The following is an 18,207-nucleotide window of genomic DNA, read 5'->3' on the forward strand; positions in this document are numbered from 1 at the left end:
CAATCTTCAAGCAGAAAACTTTAAGACTATTATCAATGGCAAAGATGTTGGACTTTATTTCTTAAAAAATGGCGCAATCAACACCTGTCAACCTTAGCAACCATGCGTTTTTCAATTTAGGAGGAAAGCCCTTTGGAACTATACACAATCATATTCTTAAAATAAATGCCGATAGATTTACCTCTGTTGACGAAATCCTAATTCCATTTGGAGAGAATGCTTTTGTAGAAGGTACTCCATTCGATTTTAGAAAAGGAAATATAATTGGTAAAGATTTGCCATTACAAGAAAGCAACGAACAGCTTAAAAAAGGAAAGGATACGGCCATAATTTTGTGTTGAATAAAAGTAATGAAGGAATAATGTTGGCCGCCGTTGTGGTAGAACCAAAAAACGGAATAAAGATGTAAATTTTCACAGAAGAACCAGGTCTACAATCCTATGGTGGAAATTTCTTTAACGGCTCCGACACAGGTAAATATGGTAATAGGCATAACTATCGCGAAGCATTTGCGCTGGAAACTCAACATTTCCCCGATGCTCCAAATCAGGAATTATTTCCATCAATTATTCTGAATCCAGGTGAAATTTACCAAAGTAAATCGGTTTTTAAGTTCTCTATCGAATACTAGCTGTGTATGGGATATTTTTAAATTGAATATAATTAGCATGATTAATTTCTAATAAAATTAAGAAATTGGGAAGTTTATTGAAATTACGGGTAGTTAGGGTTTGTTAAAATTTCATTCTCGTCCATGACATTACAGGATAACTATAATGTAAACTTTGGTTAATTTTCCGTTTTTAAATCAAAGAAAGTATTTAACACAAACTATCAGTAATGTCAACATCACATAAAACAATTCAATTTCTGATAAACACAATTATAGTCTTTTTTTTAACCATTAGTTCTTCAGCTTTTGCTAATAATCCAAATTGGGACAATGCCCAATGGATTTGGCAACAAGAAGACAGCCCTTCTAATACTTGGATGAGTTTTAGAAAGACTGTAACACTAGACGAAATTCCTAAAAGCGTTGAAGCTTACATCTCAGTAGATAGTAAATTTTGGCTTTGGATCAATGGAGACATGGTAATTTTTGAAGGCGGTTTATCTCGTGGGCCAAGTCAAGCTGGTGAGTGGAATCGTAAAGAAAAAATAACACCAGCCAACTCTTGGTATGAAACGTTAAACATTCAACCTTATTTAAAAAAAGGAGAAAATACCATTGCTGTTTTGGTGTGGTATTGGGGACGTGAAACCCACAAAGGAACCCATATCGACAGTGGAAAAGGAGGTTTATTATTTTCTTCAGAAATAGGAAATCAACACTTGGTTTCTGATAGCACTTGGAAGGTTCTACAACATCCAGGTTATGATAATACCATTGAACCTGCTAGCAGAATGCTAGTTCAATATAGCGTAAAGTTTAATGCTCAAAAGGGATTAAATGATTGGACAGACCAAGCTTGGTACAGCCAAAGTTTTAACGATGCTAATTGGGCAGACGCTTCAGAAAAAGGAAAATTAGGAGTAGCTCCATGGTATAATGTTGAAAAAAATATAGTGCCACATTTAATCAATCATGGATTGCAGGATTATGCAAATCATGAAGATTTAAAAATCCCTTTTGTTAGTGATGGTACAACTATAAAAGCGAGGTTACCATTCAATAAGCAGGTAACGCCTTATCTGGAAATTGAAGCCAAAGCAGGAGATAGTATTTTTATCACCACCGATAATAATAGAAATAGTATCCATGCTACATACATTGCCAAAGACGGATTACAAAAGTTTGAAAGCTACTCATGGTTTAATGGCCATGAAGTGCAATATACCATTCCTGCAGGCGTAAAAGTAAAGGCGTTAAAATACCGATGGATGAGTGTAGGTGAAATGGCGGGTAATTTTCAAATAGACGACCCATTTTACAACCGCTTGTGGGATATGGGTAACAATACACTTTTTGTATGTGCTCGCGATAACTTTATGGATTGCCCAGACCGTGAACGTGCTCTTTGGATTGGTGATGTAGCAGACCAAACAGGCTATTTGTTTTATGCTATGGATGATGCGGGGCGTAAACTTTTAAAAAAGGCCATTTTGCAAACAGTGTATTTTAGTGAGAATGATGTCATTGGCGCTTTAGGCCCATTGCGAGTTCGGGAGTTGGTTTGCCAAAGTTTACAGTTTATTGCTCAAGTGGTTTGGCCATATTACTTGAATACAGGTGATAAAGAAACCCTTGAAATTGCTTATCCGTATTTGTACAGGTATTTGGATTTATTTCCAATGCGAGACAATGGATTTCCAGAATATAGAAAAAGTAAAAGTCCAGATACTTGGAACTGGTTGGATTGGGGCGTAAAAGGTACTATAGACGAGCAACCGATACAAATGGCTTTCTACTATTTAGCTTTAAGAAAAGCTAAAAAAATGGCAGAAGTTTTGGGTAAAGAAGATCATATACAATGGTATGATGAGCGCATGACTTCCATGAAATCGGCTTATGAAAAAGAATTTTGGAAAGATGGTTTTTACAGTAGTAATGCAGCAAAGTTTAAAGACGATCGTGCCAATGCTATAGCTATTGTATCAGGTATTGCAAACCCAGAATATTACAATCAAATTGTTGACAATGTGTTAATTCCGAACCGGTTTTCTAGCCCGCATTTCGAATGGATGGCAGAAGAAGCCATGTTTATAGCAGGCAGACCAAAAGCCTCTTTGCAGCGTATGAAAGAAATGTATCAAAGTCAAGTTGATAAAAAGAATATGACGACGCTTTACGAGAAGTTTCCTGATGGAGGAAGTTACAATCATGCTTGGAATGGTTCCAATACCATATTATCCAAATACGTTGCAGGTGTAAAACCAATTAAAGTGGCTTGGAGTGAATTTCAAATTATGCCAACAATGGTACATTTTAAGAAGATAGAAAAAACAATCCCAACCGTTAAGGGTAATGTTGTTATTGGGATTAATGAATCAGATAGCTCTTATCAATTAAACTTAGAATCACCAAATAATACTGATGCAATTATTGGTATTCCTACATCAGAAAAACAAGTTGCTTCAGTTGAAATAAACGGAAAAATAGTTTGGAAAAAAGGGAAAGCAAAAAAGAGGATTGCAGGTGTAAGTTATGTTGGTGAAGATGATCAATTTTTGAAATTTAAATTATCTTCAGGAGAATGGAGTGTAAATGCTGAGTACAAATAAATGGATTCTCAGAAAATAGCATGGAACTAAAAAAAAGCACATTCGTATTTTTATTTGCTTTATTAACTTCAATTTCAGCAATTGCAAATTCGCCTATCTGGGAGAATGCAAAATGGATTTGGCAAGAAGAAGCTGGACCTGCTAATACTTGGGTAGCCTTTAGAAAAGAATTCAACCTTAAAGAAATTCCTAAAAACGCATTGGCAAATATTGCTGTAGATACCAAATATTGGCTTTGGGTAAATGGTGAAATGGTATTGTTTGAAGGAGGCTTAGCACGTGGTGCTGCCCCAAATACTAATTATTACGACGAGGTTGATTTAAAATCTTATTTAAAAAAAGGAGAGAATACTATTGCCATTTTAGTGTGGTATTGGGGAAGAACCCGAAAAGTTCATGACGATAGTGGTAAAGGTGGTTTGTTATTTTATGCCGATTTTGGACAGCAAGTTTTAAAATCAGATGATACTTGGAAAATGAAAGTGCACCCTGCGTATGACCCCAAAAGCGGAGGAGGAGGAGGTAGTGCCAATCGCGTCAATGCTTACAATGTAAAATTTGATGCCCAAAAAAGTTTAGGTGATTGGACAGATAATGCTTGGTACTCGAACAATTATAATGATAAAAATTGGGATAAGCCCATTTTAAAAGGTGTTGCCAATGGTAAACCTTGGGGGACTTTAGTGAAAAGAGCCATTCCACAATGGAATGATAGGGGTTTGGTAGACTACGAATCTCTTGTACTAAAATCGAATAAAGAGAAGATTAATTTACCTTTTAAGAACACAACGGATTCATTACTCGTTATTAGTGCCAAATTGCCTTTTAACAAGCAAATAACGCCCTATTTAAAAGTAAATAGTAAAGCTGGTAAAACTATTGTAGCAGATATGGAAAATCCCTTCAATATGCTTAAGGGAACTTTTATCACTAAGGATGGTGTACAGGAATTTGAAAGTTATTCTTGGATAAATGGACATGTTGTAGAATATTCAATTCCTGCTGGAGTGGAAGTATTAGCACTAAAATACAGATGGACCGGAGTAGGAGAAATGACTGGTAATTTTGAATGTAGTGACCCTTACTTTTCAAGACTGTGGTGGATGGCAAGAAATACGCTTTATGTTTGTGCAAGAGATGGTTTTATGGACTGCCCAGATAGAGAACGTGGTTTGTGGATAGGCGATGTGGCCGACCAAACAGGTGCCATTTTTTATTCCCTTGATGATGCAGGGAAGCAACTCTTAAAAAAAGGAATAGACAATACTATTGCTTATAGAGCGGGAGATACCATACAAGGCTTAGCGCCTGGTTTTGGTGCTTATCGAGGTAAAAGTAGTGAGCTAACAGGACAAAGTTTACAATTTATAGACCAAGTTGTTTGGCAGTATTATTACAATACAGGTGATAAAAAAACTTTAGAAAATGCATATCCGGCCATTTTGAAGTATTTAAAACTCTGGGAAATGCAATCCAATGGGTTACCCGAACATCGCAAGGGATATGCCAATTGGATTGATTGGGGGATAGACCCAGACCAAGTTCCCGTAAATGTTATTTTGTATTACATGGCATTGAATGCCACAAAAAAAATGGCGACTACTTTAGATAAAGAGCAGGATTTAGAATGGTTAAATCCAAGAATAGAGAGTATTAAGGCCAATTTTGAAAACGAGTATTGGCAAGGGAACCGTTATGGTAGTAAAGATAAGGTCATTGAAGAACGTACAAGTGCTTTAGCCATGATTAGTGGTTTGGCCAAAAAAGAACATTACAATATTTTGGTAGATAGTGTTTTAGTACCCGTGCGAAAATCGAGTCCGCATATGGAATGGATGGCAGAAGAAGCCATTATGCTTACTGGTCAATATGACAAGGGTTTAGAACGTATGAAAGTGCGTTACGAAGAACAAGTAAATATGGAATGGCTAACTACTTTATATGAGAAGTTTTTGCCAAAATTAAGGGGTACTTATAATCATGCTTGGAATGCTCCCAACTACGTGTTGTCTAGATACATTGCAGGTATTAAACCAACAAGTGTTGCTTGGAAAACCTTTGAGGTAAAACCAAATTTAGCGCACATGACTTCTGTAAAGCAGGTTGTACCTTCTGTAAAAGGAGACATCACTATGGAAGTTAATAAAACAGCAAGCAAATATCAACTAGATTTAATCTCTCCAGATAAAACCACAGCTACAGTTTACATTCCTAAAGAAGACAAAGCAATTTCAAAAATTTTGGTAAATGGTAAAGAAATTTGGAAAAAGGGGAAATTGAAAACCAAGTTAAAAAATCTAAGTCTCATTGATGAAGATGTTGATTTTATTTCATTTGAGGTTGAGGAAGGAACTTGGAATTTTACAGCTGTATATAAATAATGTGAAAAAATCTTATGAGAACCAAACAACAAATTTTTATTCTATGTAGTGCTATTCTAATTGGTTTGAGCACTTTAGCACAGAATAATCAAAAAAATAAAAAACAACTACTAAATACAGATAAAGAGCCAAAGTTAAAAAGTAAAAAATTCAAATCGTTGTTTGATGGAGAAACATTAAATGGCTGGTCGCCCAAACAAGGAACTATGAAATTTGAGGTCGTCAATGGAGATATTGTCGGTACTTGTAGTGCAGGACCAAGTACTTTTTTATGTACCGATAAAACGTATACAGATTTTATTTTTACTTGTGAAATGAAATGGGAAGTTGATGGAAATTCAGGTGTTCAAATTCGTTCTCGAATCCGAAAAGACCCCGATAGAAATACCGTAATTGGTCCACAAGCCGAAATGGAAGATTTGGCAAAAAAAGGACGTGGTTGGTCTGGAGGTATTTATGGTCAAAATTGTGGTGGTTGGTTTTATCCATTAAAAGCCCCTGAACATAGACTACTAAAGAATGCTATTGATAGAAGTGGCTGGAACAGACTTACCATTAAAGTAGTAGGAAATGTTTTTAAAACTTGGGTAAATGGAATTCCTGCGGCACATTGGATTGATGAAGAAAATGAATATCCAACAGGTTTTATCGGTCTACAGGTTCATGGAGGGAAACAAGGTATTATTCATTGGAGAAATTTAAAAATCAGAGAACTGTAAGATGAATGCCAGTTGTTTAACAAGAAATAAACAAAAGTCTTTAGTTGAAAATGCTAAAGCTAAATCGATGAATACACCATTGATTTTTTTGTTTTTAGTAATTCTTTCTATTCATTTTTCAATATATGCACAACGTGATTTTTTGGTAGCATCTTGTACTCCTGAAGAGTTGCAGGAAATGTTAGTGATGGATCAGAAATGGGTAATTTATCCAGACTACAGCAATCGCGAAGCATGGGACAATTTATTGGGAAGTCATAAAGTAAGCTTGATTGAAAACGGAGAAGCTTATTTAGATTACGAATGGCAAGTGGTTAAAGCAACCGATTATCTCGATTATTCGAGAACGGGTAATCGTCAAACCATGCAAGACCCATATTTTGATAATCAAGATGCGATAAGCGCTTTAATTTTAGCTGAATTAGCAGAAGGAAAAGGACGTTTTTTAGATCAGATCATTGATGGTATATTTATGAATTGCGAAATGACGTCTTGGGTACTATCGGCTCACTTTAAAATTTCGTCCAAAGAAGTTAAAAACCATTTTCCCGATGTAAACGAAAACTTAATTGGATTGTATTCCTCGCAAACTGGAGCTATGTTATCTTGGGCACATTATTTTTTTAAAAATGAGTTTGATAAGGTCAATCCACTTATTTCAGATCGTATTCAATTTGAAGTAAAAAAGCGCATTTTAGAGCCTTATATGAATATGAACTATTGGTGGACAGCACTTCCTCCTTATGAAAACAAAAAACCAAAAGTAAACAATTGGAATCCTTGGTGTAATGCCAATTTATTGCAGTGTTTTATGTTGATGGAAAATGATAAGGACAAATTAGCAAAAGCAGTGTATCGGTCTATGCAATCGGTAGATATGTTTATTAACGAAGATAAAGACGGTGCTTGCGATGAAGGCCCTGGATATTGGGGTGTTGCTGCAGGAAAAATGTACGATTATTTGTCATTATTAGAAAAACTCACAGCAGGTAAAATTTCCATTTTTGATAAGCCTGAAATAAAAGCCATGGCAGAATATGTTTATCGAGCTAATGTTGGCAAAGGTTGGGTCGTTAATTTTTCAGATGCCTCGGCAAAGTCAAAAGGAAATCCTTATTTTGTTTATGGTTTTGGTAAAGCGGTGGCAAGTCAAGATATGATGCAATTTGCTGCTTATCTGAAAAAAGAAAACCCTGAGATAAACATTGCTTACAATAGAGATATTGATAGAGCTTTAAGAAATGCAACCATATCTAAAGTACTAGAAGATACAACACCTGTTTTTAAAACTCCTGAATATTCTTGGTATCCTAAAACAGAATACTGTTTTATGAGTAATGAGGAAGGTCTTTTTCTGGCTACAAAAGGAGGGTATAATCAAGAAAATCATAACCATAATGATGTTGGGTCATTTATGTTTTATGTAAATGCCACACCCATATTTATTGATACAGGAGTAGGTTCTTATACCGCCAAAACCTTTGGGCCAGATCGTTATACTATTTGGACCATGCAAAGTAATTATCACAATGTGCCAATGATTAATGGCGTTGCACAAAGTCCAGGAGCAATTTTTAAAGCTACCAACACACGTTTTAATAAAAATAAAAAGACATTTACTACGGATATTTCTAAAGCATATCCAGAAAGTGCTGAGGTTACGTCATGGATACGTAACTATCAACTAAAAAAAGATGGGCTAACTATAAAGGATAAATTTTCATTATCCGAAACACTAGCCCCCAATCAATTAAATTTTATGACATGGGGTAAAGTTAATATAGATAATCCAGGCAAAGTTTCAATTCAAATTGAAAAAGAAAAAATAGACTTATTTTATAATGAACAAGAATTCTCGATCGCTTTAGAATCTATTCCGCTCAATGAGAAAAAGTTGAGTGGTGTTTGGGGGGCAACTATTTACAGGCTTACTCTTACTGCAAAGTCATTGCAAAAAGAAGGCGAGTATACGTTTCAAATTAAAAAGACCAAATGAAAAAAATAATAACTGTTTTAGTATTGAGTTTCATGTTTATTGTTGTTAAAGCACAAGAAACTGACAACAAAAAAATGAATGTAGTGTTTATTTTGGCCGATGATTTGGGTTGGGCAGATGTAACATTATATGGCAAAACAAAACTATACGAAACACCAAATTTAGAACGATTGGCTGCTCGTGGCGTAACGTTTACTCGTGCATATGCTGCTAGTCCCTTATGTTCTCCAACAAGAGCCAGTATTTTAACAGGGCAAACACCCGCAAGAACGGGAATTACCTCACCTGCTGCACATCAACCTAAAGTACAATTAAAAGCATCCGTACCTCCAAAAGCGGCTCCAGATTCTAAATCAGTTGCCTGCCAACCTGTTACAAGACTGGATACTATTATTCCAACACTTGGTAAATTATTAAAGGCTCATGGTTACAATACGGCTCATTTTGGTAAATGGCATTTAGGTAAAGAACCTTACACACCTCTTCAACATGGATTCGATGTAGATATCCCACACTGGCCAGGACCTGGACCAGCAGGTAGTTTTGTAGCACCTTGGAAATATCCAAAGTTTAAGGCGAATTATGAAAATGAACACATTGAAGATAGAATGGCAGATGAAGCTATAAACTGGTTACGTTCCATTGATTTGAACGAGCCATTTTTCATGAATTATTGGCAATTTTCGGTGCATGCTCCTTTTGATGCTAAGGAAAGTTTGATTAAATATTATCAGTCTAAAATAGATTTTACAGACTTACAACATTCGCCAACCTACGCAGCTATGGTACATTCTCTAGACCAAGCTGTAGGTCGATTATTAGATGAAATAGACAGGTTAGGTATTAGCGACAGAACTGCTTTTGTTTTCTTTAGTGATAATGGAGGAAACATGTATAATGGAATCCGAGAAACAACGCAATCAGGAGAAGAATTCATTACAGAACCCACAAGCAATCGTCCTTTACGAGGAGGTAAAGCCACCATTTATGAAGGCGGTACAAGAGTGCCTTGTATTGTGGCATGGCCAAAAATTACACAAGCAGGAACAACATCAGATGTGATGATTCAATCCACCGATTTTTATCCAACAATATTGAATCAATTAGGAATCCAATTCCCTAAAAAACATAAAATTGATGGTGTAGATATTACAAAAGCATTACAGGGCGAAAACCAAAATAGAGGGCCAATCATTACCTATTTTCCGCATCAACCAAAAATACCAAATTGGTTACCGCCATCGGCTTCAGTTCATGAAGGTGAATGGAAGCTCATAAGAGTGTTTCATAACGGAAAAGATTTTGCTCATCAATACTTTTTATATAACTTAAAGCAAGATATTGGAGAAGTACACAATCTTGCAGGAAAGTATCCAGAAAAAGTAAAACAATTAGATGCCATAATTGAAGCGCATCTACAAGATTCTAATGCTGTTTTACCAATTGTAAATCCTGCATTCGAACCAGAAAAATACCATCCTGAAACTGTAGGTATTCAAAAGGGTGGTTTACGAGTAGCAAAGAGAATTGATAGAACTAAAAATTAGGAAATGCGTACACTGTTTTGTTTTGTATCAGTAGTGGTTTTTGGTTTGGGTTTTATTACATGTAATGCCCAATCCACTCGAGATACGATTTACCCCATTTTTCAATTTCCACAACACAAAATGCCTCGAATAGATGGTGACTTTTCCGACTGGAATCTGGTTCCAGACACCTATGCCATTGGCTTAGACCAAATGAAGGAAGCTATCAATGGCAATGGTTTTAATCTGGATGCAACCGATTTAGATATTTCAGTCAAAGTAGGGTGGGTAAAAGACTTGAACCGATTGTATTTTTATGTTGAGGTTTTTGATGATTTCTGGGAATTTGAACAACTTGATATTAAACAGGATATTTTTGAATTGGTCGTTGACGCCGATGTTTCTGGTGGTAATTTTATAAAAAAATGGAACGCCAACAAAAAATATATTCCTATCGAAGAATTGCACTTTAGAGGTCATGGAGCGCATGCTCAAAACTATCATGTTTTTATGCCTGCCGTAAATAAGGACTGGGCCATGGTTTGGGGTAATACGCCTTGGATTAAAGACTTTCCTTATGCCAATGCTGCTTATCAGCATAATTTAAAACAGGGTAAATCTGGAGCACTTAAAATGGAATTTTGGATTACACCATTCGATTATGCCGCTATTGAGGGTATCAATCGTTCCGCTATTTCAACGCTTAAAGAAAATGAAATTATTGCTATGTCTTGGAGTGTTATCGATTATGATAATGATAACAAAGAAAGAAAGGATTTTACAAGTCTTTCGCATAATATTAATATGATTCATGATGCCGATTTTATGAATGCGTTTAGATTAATGCCACTGATTGAGGAATTTGCACCTGAACTTCAAGCCAATTGGTCTTTTGTTGAGGTAAATAGAGAAAGACGTGTTTTTGCTTTTAAAGATGAATCTGTGGGTGACGTTGAAAAGTGGACTTGGGATTTTGGAGATGGAACAACTTCTAATGAACAAAATCCGGTTCATCAATATAATTCTGCAGACCACTGGACTGTGGTACTCACAGTAGAAAATAAAAACGGTAAATCCATACGTTCTAAAGTTTGGGATGTGGTTACAAAATAGATATAATGTTTTATGACGTTTAATTTAAAAGTATATGTAATTTTTCTTTCGCTTTTGGCGTTTGTCGTATCCGCTTTTGGTCAAAACAATACTGCTCGAATAGATGCACATATTCACCTTTACGATATTAATCGAGACAGTAGTTTTACTTTTTTAAACAAACAAAATAAAGATACCAACCCAGAGCTATTTCGTCCGCATTTAGAAAAAGACTTTTTAGAGGTAGCCAATTCATCAGGGTTTAACTATGCATATCTTGTTGAAGCAAGTACCAGAAGGGAAGATAACTTTTGGCTATCTCAAATAGCTAACGAATCAAAGCATATACTCGGTTTTACAGTGAATTTAAATCCTTTGGATGCTAATTTTATAAGTGATTTAGATTCTTTAAAAAAGAATACCAAGTTTAGAGGCGTTCGTCCAAGATATAAGGGATTGGATTTTTCAAATCCTGAAGTATTAAAACAATTAAAAGAATTAGACAAACGTAATTTAGTGCTTGAAATTAATGGGTTAAAACATGTAGAAACCATCGCTAAACAATACCCAAACATGCCTATTGTAGTCAATCATTTTGGAGGGGGAAAATTAAAAAATGGCGTATTGCAAAATGAAGAAAATTACAAAAAAGCACTTCAAGAAGTGGCATCCTTTCCAAATGTATTTATGAAGATTTCTGCGCTTTATACCCTTTCTGGAAAAAATAAAGCTCCTAAAAAACTAAAATATTACAAACCTTTATTAGATGCTAATCACAAGGCTTTTGGTCCAAATCGAGTGCTATTTGGTAGCAATTGGCCTTTGTCAAGTTTACGAGGAACCTACAATAATGCAGTTCAAATTTTAGAAGCATATTGTAAATCTCGAAACGATTTGAGCGAGGAACAATTGTTTTTTAATAATGTTAGAAAGGCTTATGGATTGATAAATCCTACCATTCCCACTTTTATGGAGTTGAGTAATAATGAACTTCGTTTAAAATTAGATTTAAGAAGAGGAGGAGCTATTGCTTATATTTCTAAATCAGACGTGGATAGAAATATTGTAAACGTTCATGACGAAGGTAGATACATTCAGCAATCGTATTATGGAGGCAAGATTATTAATAGACAAAGTGAAGGACAAAAACGAGCTTGGTCTCCTTGGTCTTGGAATCCCATTCAAGTTGGTGATTGTTATCGAAATAGAGCAGAAATTCTAGAGTACAAACAAGAAGGAAACACGCTGTATGTAAAATGTATTCCTATGCTTTGGGATATGAAAAACAAAGCAGCAGAAGCCATTATGGAACAATGGACAACTTTAGAAGGTCATGTTATTAAAGTTCAGAATAAGTTAACTTGCCACCGGACAGATACTATTTATGGCGAAGGGAAAACCCATAATCAAGAGTTGCCAGCAGTGTATCCAATATCAGCTTTAAATAATTTGTATTCTTATTTTGGCGATAAGCCATTTACGGGAGCGCCTTTGAGTAATCCAAAAGTGATAAATTTACGAAGTGGTTTTTGGGGCAAATACAAAAACAATATGGTTACCGAAAGTTGGATGGCTTTTGTAAATGATGATTTATGGGGAATAGGAGTGTATTCTCCAAAATGTACTAACTTTTTAGCAGGTATGGCTAAAGACCCAGGTTACGAAGCAAACGACAGTGCAACTTCGTATATGGCTCCAATCCATCCTGCAACATTGAATAAAAATACGGTGTATGAGTTTGATTATTACTTAATTGTGGGAGAGTTGAATGACATTAGAAACGATATTTACGCTTTAAAAAAATCAATAAAAACGGAATAAAAAACAAACAATAGATAAATGATTGAAAAAATATAAAATGAAGAAACTAATTATAGTATTGACAGTTTTAGCAGGATTGAGTTCCTGTAAAAATCAAGATTTTGATGTCGATGCAACCTTAAAAAAAGCTGAAAATCAGTTTTCGGTGCTATTAGATGCATCCTATGCCGAAAATAAAATACCAAGAAGTCTTGATGAACACGGAAATATAGATTGGGCAAAACGAAAAATGGATTGGACGCAAGGGTTCTTTCCTGGTGCTTGTTGGAAATTATATGAGCATACGCAAGATGCAAAATGGAAAGAAGGCGCTCACCATTTTCAAAACCTATTTATTGATGCTAAAGATATCAATACAACCCACGATTTAGGCTTTATGTTTTATTGTTCTTTTGGTGAAGGGTATAAATTAACCAAAAACGAAGCCTATAAACAAGTGGTTATTGATGCTTCAGAATCCTTAATATCTCGATATGACTCTGTAGTCGGTTGTATTAAAAGTTGGGATTTTGGTAAAGACAGATGGACGTTTCCTGTGATTATAGACAATATGCTGAATTTAGAAATGCTATTTGAGGCTTCAATTTTAACTGGAAATGATAAATATAAACATATAGCTATTAATCACGCCAATACTACACTGAAAAATCATTTTAGAGACGATTATAGTACTTGGCACGTGGTAGATTACAATCCAGAAGATGGGTCTGTATTTAAAAAACTAACACACCAAGGTTTACATAATGAAAGCAGTTGGGCAAGAGGGCAGTCTTGGGCATTGTATGGTTATACCATGTGTTATCGTTACACAAAAGACCCTAAATATTTAGAGCAAGCCAAAAATATTGCTGCATTTGTTAAAGCAAATTTACCAGAAGATTTTGTGCCAATTTGGGATTTTGATGTGAAAGATAAAGACATTATGTATAAAGACGCCTCTGCGGCTGCTGTTTATGCTTCTGCATATTTAGAACTGTATACCTATACCAAAAACACAGCATATAAAGAGTTGGCAGAAAATATTTTGAAGTCTTTAAGTTCGGATGCCTACTTTTCTGAATTTGGTAAAAATGGCGGATTTATATTAGAGCATAGTGTTGGTAATTTTCCTAGAAATGGCGAGATTGATGTTTCAATCAATTATGCAGATTACTATTATTTAGAAGCGCTTTTACGTTTAAAACACATTAATGAAGAATAAAATTGAAAGTATTAAAGTATTAAAGAACTATGAAATCTTAAATATAGTAGCATAAAAACCTATGAAAATTAACATCATATTTATAGCATTATTGCAATGTCTGTTTTTAAGTTGTAATGGAATATCCAAAAATACAGTTCAAGTTCCAGAACAATTGCTAGTTTCTGAAGGATTTCAAAATCCTTTGGGATTTTATGATGCTACACCTTCATTTTCATGGAAATTAGCTCCAACCGTTAAAAAACAAATGGCTTATGCCATTGTTGTAGCTTCAAAACCTGAATTGTTACCAAATCAACCAGATATTTGGAATTCAGGTAAGGTCACCTCAAATCAATCTACTTTTGTAAAATACGAGGGAAAACCCTTAAAATCAAGACAAAACGTTTTTTGGCAAGTTCAATATTGGGATGAAAATGATAACCCATCAAATTGGAGTGAAACCGCTCAGATTGAAATGGGCTTATTATCTAATTCTAATTGGAAAGCCAAATGGATAAAAATACCAGACCCTGAAGAATGGAATACTACCCAATATGGTACACGATTATTCAGACCACAATATTTAAGAAACGATTTTAAATTAGATGCTGAAGTAAAAAAAGCACGCTTGTATATTGCCTCAAAAGGGGTGTTTCAAGCAAACATTAATGGGCAAAAAATTGGTAATGATGTGCTTACACCAGGTTGGACACCTTACCATAAACGCATTGAAACACTAACCTATGATGTTACTGAAAATTTACAGAATGATAAAAACTCCATAGGCATTATCCTCGCTGAAGGATGGCATTCTGGAAGATTCGGACCTAGAAGAAGATGGGACACTGTAGTTGCGCCTCCTCAAGTAATTTGTCAGTTAGAAATTGAAGACCTTAAAGGAAATGTAAAAACAATAATTTCAGATAAAAATTGGAAAGCTACTAGAAAAGGGCCTATACGAACATCAGGATTGTATGATGGCGAAGTATATGATGCGAACTTTGAAATGCTGAATTGGAGTCAACCTAATTTTGATGACAGTTCTTGGGAAACTGTTGAAACCGAAGATATAAATCTAAAAACTCAACTATTTCCTAAAAAACAAGCTCCTTTAAAAAATAAAATGGAGTTGCAACCTGTTCAAATGATGCAACAAGATGATAATTCAGTTTTATTCGATTTTGGTCAGAATATGGTAGGAGTTGTGCAATTAAACATGCCTGTTAAAAAAGGTGACACCCTTAAGTTAAGACATGGCGAAATGTTGGATGCCAAGGGTGAATTATTCACAAAAAATTTAGGTTCTGCAAAATCAATAGATTATTACATCGCAAAAGAAGATAAAATAGTTACTTGGCAACCTACATTTACCTTTCACGGATTTCGTTATGTGGAGTTAAGCGGATTTAATTCAGCTCTCAAACCAGAAAAATCTTGGGTAACAGGATTAGTTCAGTATTCTGATTTTGAAATGGAAGGTGAATTCAAATCCTCTAATTCTAAACTCAACCAACTGCATAGCAACATTCAATGGGGATTAAGAGGGAACTTTTTTGATGTGCCTTTAGATTGCCCACAACGAAGTGAACGTTTGGGTTGGACAGGAGATGCACAGGTATTTATACCAACTTCATTGTATTTATCAGATACGCACGCGTTTTGGTCAGCTTGGTTGACAAGTATGAGAGAAGAGCAATTTGCTAATGGAGGTATTCCTGTTGTTGTTCCAAATTTTACAGGGAAATTTGCACAAGCAGGTTGGTCTGATGCCTGCACTATTGTGCCTTGGGAATTGTATTTTAGAACAGGTGATAAAGGTGTTTTAGAAGATAATTATAAGATGATGAAACGTTGGTGTGCCTATCATACTTCCGAAGCAACAAATTACATCAGCCATATGTCTACTGTAGGCGACTGGTTGCAACCCTATTCTCAACAAAAAGACGATAGAAGAGGTGATACGCCTAATACATTAATTTCTACGGTATTTTACGCGCAGTCCGTTAAGTTGACAATGAAAGCGGCTGAAATTCTAGGTTTAAATGAAGATAAAAAGTATTATGAGCAACTTTTAGATTCCATTTCAATGGCTTTTGAAAACGAATATTTTAATGATGAAGGTCAAATAAAACAACCTTATACACCAACACAAACAGGCTATTTATTGGCTTTAGGGTTTGATATTTTATCAGAAGAAAAAGCAGATAAGGCTATTTATCATTTGCTAAAAGAAATAGAAGCAACTGATAATCATCTAAGAACAGGATTTATTGGCACGCCTTTACTAGCGCCAGTTTTAGATAAGACAGGTCATACTGATAAATTGTTTGAAATTTTATTCAAAGAAACCTATCCTTCGTGGTTTTATAGCATCAATCAAGGAGCTACCACAATGTGGGAACGTTGGGATGGTTACACGCACGATAATGGTTTTGCAGATAGAGCCTTATCATTTAATCATTACGCCTATGGCGCAATTGGGCAATGGATGTACGAGCGCATTGCAGGAATTGCACCTTTAGAAGCAGGCTATAAGAAGATTTTATTTGCGCCTATGCCTCACTTAAAATTGAAAGAGGGTTCAGGCAGTTATGAATCGCAGTATGGAACAATTAAGTCATCTTGGAAATTTGTAGAAAGTGATTTTGTTTACAATATTAGAATACCACCAAATACAAGTGCTAAAATCAAAATCCCATTATTTAGTAAAAATTCCCAAGATGTAACACTCAATGGAAAAAGCACAAAGTTCGGGATAGAAGGGAATACCTTAATTTTGGATAACATATATAGTGGTTCTTATCAATTTATATATAAAAATGCAAAGTAAAAAGTCGGTATTTATTGTTTGTTTTTTAATGGTTGCATTTAGTGTGATAGGGCAACAACCCAGAAAATCAAATATTATCCTCATATCAATTGATGACTTAAATGACTGGGTAGGATGTTTAGGTGGACATCCACAGGCAAAAACTCCAAATATTGATAGGTTAGCTAAACAAGGCGTTCTTTTCACGAATGCACACTGTCAGTCTCCAGTATGTAACCCCTCAAGGGTAAGCATAATGACCTCTTTATATCCGAGTACTTCTGGAATTTATTTTTTAAATCCCGACCTAGCAGAGTCAGAGGTGGCTAAAAATAACCGACTGATGCCACTAAGATTTCAGGATGAAGGATATTTTGTAACAGGTGCAGGAAAGTTGTTTCATAATGCAAATGGAGTAAATGAAAAATACGTTCCAAATTATGGTGGTGACTTTGGTGGGTTTGGTCCTTATCCTAAAGAGAAATTAACTGCGTTTCAAGGACATAAACTTTGGGATTGGGGAGTTTATCCCCAGAACGATGAACAAATGCCAGACCATGAAATAGCTAATTGGGCTGTAAAACAACTTCAAAAGCAATACGATACTGCCTTATGGCTAGGTGTTGGATTTTTTAGACCACATGTACCCCAATATGCTCCAAAGAAATGGTTTGATCTGCATCCAATAGAAACACTTCAGTTGCCTGTGACCATACCTAACGATTTAGTGGACATCCCACAGTATGGAATTGATATTACACGAAAAAAACATATAGCCCCTATGTACCAATGGGTTATTGAAAACAATGAATGGAAACCATTAGTACAATCCTACTTAGCCTGTGTAAGCTTTGTTGATGCTCAAATAGGCAGGATATTAGATGCCATTGAGTCAGGAGGTTATACTAACAATACCTATATTGTTTTGTATAGCGACCACGGGTTTCATCTGGGAGAAAAGGAGCGCTTCGCCAAACGTAGCATTTGGGAAGACAGCACCAAAATACCACTAATTATTGCTGGTCCTGGAATTGAACCTGGTCAATGCTCCAAGCCGGTAGAACTTATAGATATTTATCCCACATTATTAGCATTAATAGGACTCAATCCAGATAGTTTACATGAAGGGAATTCTTTAGTTCCATTACTCAAGAATCATGAATTAAATTGGCCACATTATGCCCGAACAAGTTTTGGACCTGGTAATTATGCTATTGTTTCAGAACAATATAGATATGTAAAATATAACAATGGAGCTGAAGAGTTTTATAATCACGAAGATGACCCGCATGAATGGTACAACCAAATAAACAATTCTAAATATAAAGAGCAGATAGCTTTACACAGGCAACAAATACCTGAGGAATGCCATGTAGTACTTGGTGAAAATTCAACAGGACATAAGGCCTATAATGCAGCGGAGACAAATAAATCAAATAAAAAGTAATAATTATAATT

At 35.3% G+C, this 18,207-nt stretch carries 12 protein-coding genes; all 12 read left to right on the top strand.

The annotated features are described in order from the left end of the window. Positions 1-68 precede the first annotated feature (68 nt). The 12 genes from DFQ02_RS15380 to DFQ02_RS09420 all read left to right on the top strand — a co-directional run bounded on the left by DFQ02_RS15380 (position 69) and on the right by DFQ02_RS09420 (position 18,196). Complete coding sequence (locus DFQ02_RS15380) at positions 69-341, top strand: aldose epimerase family protein (RefSeq protein WP_116524172.1); 273 nt, start codon at positions 69-71, stop codon at positions 339-341. 68 nt (positions 342-409) lie between these two features. Then, entirely contained in the window at positions 410-631 is a 222-nt protein-coding gene (locus DFQ02_RS15440) for an aldose epimerase family protein (protein ID WP_116524342.1), read from the top strand. Between the two features lie 209 nt (positions 632-840). Further along, entirely contained in the window at positions 841-3,222 is a 2,382-nt protein-coding gene (locus DFQ02_RS09375) for an alpha-L-rhamnosidase-related protein (protein ID WP_116524173.1), read from the top strand. Positions 3,223-3,242: 20 nt separating this feature from the next. Beyond that, on the top strand, positions 3,243-5,603 hold the full coding sequence (locus DFQ02_RS09380) for an alpha-L-rhamnosidase-related protein (protein WP_116524174.1): 2,361 nt from the start codon (positions 3,243-3,245) through the stop codon (positions 5,601-5,603). A 14-nt stretch (positions 5,604-5,617) separates the two neighbouring features. Next, complete coding sequence (locus DFQ02_RS09385; RefSeq protein ID WP_116524175.1) at positions 5,618-6,322, top strand: 3-keto-disaccharide hydrolase; 705 nt, start codon at positions 5,618-5,620, stop codon at positions 6,320-6,322. A gap of 1 nt (position 6,323) precedes the next feature. Beyond that, entirely contained in the window at positions 6,324-8,318 is a 1,995-nt protein-coding gene (locus tag DFQ02_RS09390) for a heparinase II/III domain-containing protein (RefSeq protein WP_220340255.1), read from the top strand. Next, complete coding sequence (locus DFQ02_RS09395) at positions 8,315-9,865, top strand: sulfatase (RefSeq protein ID WP_116524176.1); 1,551 nt, start codon at positions 8,315-8,317, stop codon at positions 9,863-9,865. The genes DFQ02_RS09390 and DFQ02_RS09395 overlap by 4 nt, the downstream gene beginning before the upstream one ends. Before the next feature lie 3 nt (positions 9,866-9,868). Beyond that, complete coding sequence (locus DFQ02_RS09400) at positions 9,869-10,957, top strand: PKD domain-containing protein (RefSeq protein WP_116524177.1); 1,089 nt, start codon at positions 9,869-9,871, stop codon at positions 10,955-10,957. 12 nt (positions 10,958-10,969) lie between these two features. Beyond that, complete coding sequence (locus tag DFQ02_RS09405; protein ID WP_116524178.1) at positions 10,970-12,757, top strand: amidohydrolase family protein; 1,788 nt, start codon at positions 10,970-10,972, stop codon at positions 12,755-12,757. A gap of 37 nt (positions 12,758-12,794) precedes the next feature. Then, positions 12,795-13,958 carry a glycoside hydrolase family 88 protein gene (locus DFQ02_RS09410; RefSeq protein WP_116524179.1) on the top strand — a complete coding sequence of 388 codons (1,164 nt, stop codon included), beginning with the start codon at positions 12,795-12,797 and terminating at the stop codon, positions 13,956-13,958. Between the two features lie 61 nt (positions 13,959-14,019). Continuing rightward, positions 14,020-16,770, top strand: a complete 2,751-nt coding sequence (locus DFQ02_RS09415) for an alpha-L-rhamnosidase (RefSeq protein ID WP_116524180.1) — start codon at positions 14,020-14,022, stop codon at positions 16,768-16,770. After that, the gene (locus DFQ02_RS09420; protein WP_220340256.1) at positions 16,760-18,196 is read left to right on the top strand and encodes a sulfatase; all 1,437 of its coding nucleotides are present in this window, start codon (positions 16,760-16,762) and stop codon (positions 18,194-18,196) included. The genes DFQ02_RS09415 and DFQ02_RS09420 overlap by 11 nt, the downstream gene beginning before the upstream one ends. The last annotated feature ends 11 nt before the right edge of the window (positions 18,197-18,207 follow it).

It is taken from the genome of Seonamhaeicola aphaedonensis, from assembly GCF_003386195.1.
Lineage (GTDB): Bacteria > Bacteroidota > Bacteroidia > Flavobacteriales > Flavobacteriaceae > Seonamhaeicola > Seonamhaeicola aphaedonensis.

What these genes read in the sequence shown, in the direction of transcription:
- DFQ02_RS15380 (WP_116524172.1), top strand. Translation starts at nt 69, where the DNA reads ATGGCGCAATCAACACCTGTCAACCTTAGCAACCATGCGTTTTTCAAT.
- DFQ02_RS09375 (WP_116524173.1), top strand. Translation starts at nt 841, where the DNA reads ATGTCAACATCACATAAAACAATTCAATTTCTGATAAACACAATTATA.
- DFQ02_RS09380 (WP_116524174.1), top strand. Translation starts at nt 3,243, where the DNA reads ATGGAACTAAAAAAAAGCACATTCGTATTTTTATTTGCTTTATTAACT.
- DFQ02_RS09385 (WP_116524175.1), top strand. Translation starts at nt 5,618, where the DNA reads ATGAGAACCAAACAACAAATTTTTATTCTATGTAGTGCTATTCTAATT.
- DFQ02_RS09390 (WP_220340255.1), top strand. Translation starts at nt 6,324, where the DNA reads ATGAATGCCAGTTGTTTAACAAGAAATAAACAAAAGTCTTTAGTTGAA.
- DFQ02_RS09395 (WP_116524176.1), top strand. Translation starts at nt 8,315, where the DNA reads ATGAAAAAAATAATAACTGTTTTAGTATTGAGTTTCATGTTTATTGTT.
- DFQ02_RS09400 (WP_116524177.1), top strand. Translation starts at nt 9,869, where the DNA reads ATGCGTACACTGTTTTGTTTTGTATCAGTAGTGGTTTTTGGTTTGGGT.
- DFQ02_RS09405 (WP_116524178.1), top strand. Translation starts at nt 10,970, where the DNA reads ATGACGTTTAATTTAAAAGTATATGTAATTTTTCTTTCGCTTTTGGCG.
- DFQ02_RS09410 (WP_116524179.1), top strand. Translation starts at nt 12,795, where the DNA reads ATGAAGAAACTAATTATAGTATTGACAGTTTTAGCAGGATTGAGTTCC.
- DFQ02_RS09415 (WP_116524180.1), top strand. Translation starts at nt 14,020, where the DNA reads ATGAAAATTAACATCATATTTATAGCATTATTGCAATGTCTGTTTTTA.
- DFQ02_RS09420 (WP_220340256.1), top strand. Translation starts at nt 16,760, where the DNA reads ATGCAAAGTAAAAAGTCGGTATTTATTGTTTGTTTTTTAATGGTTGCA.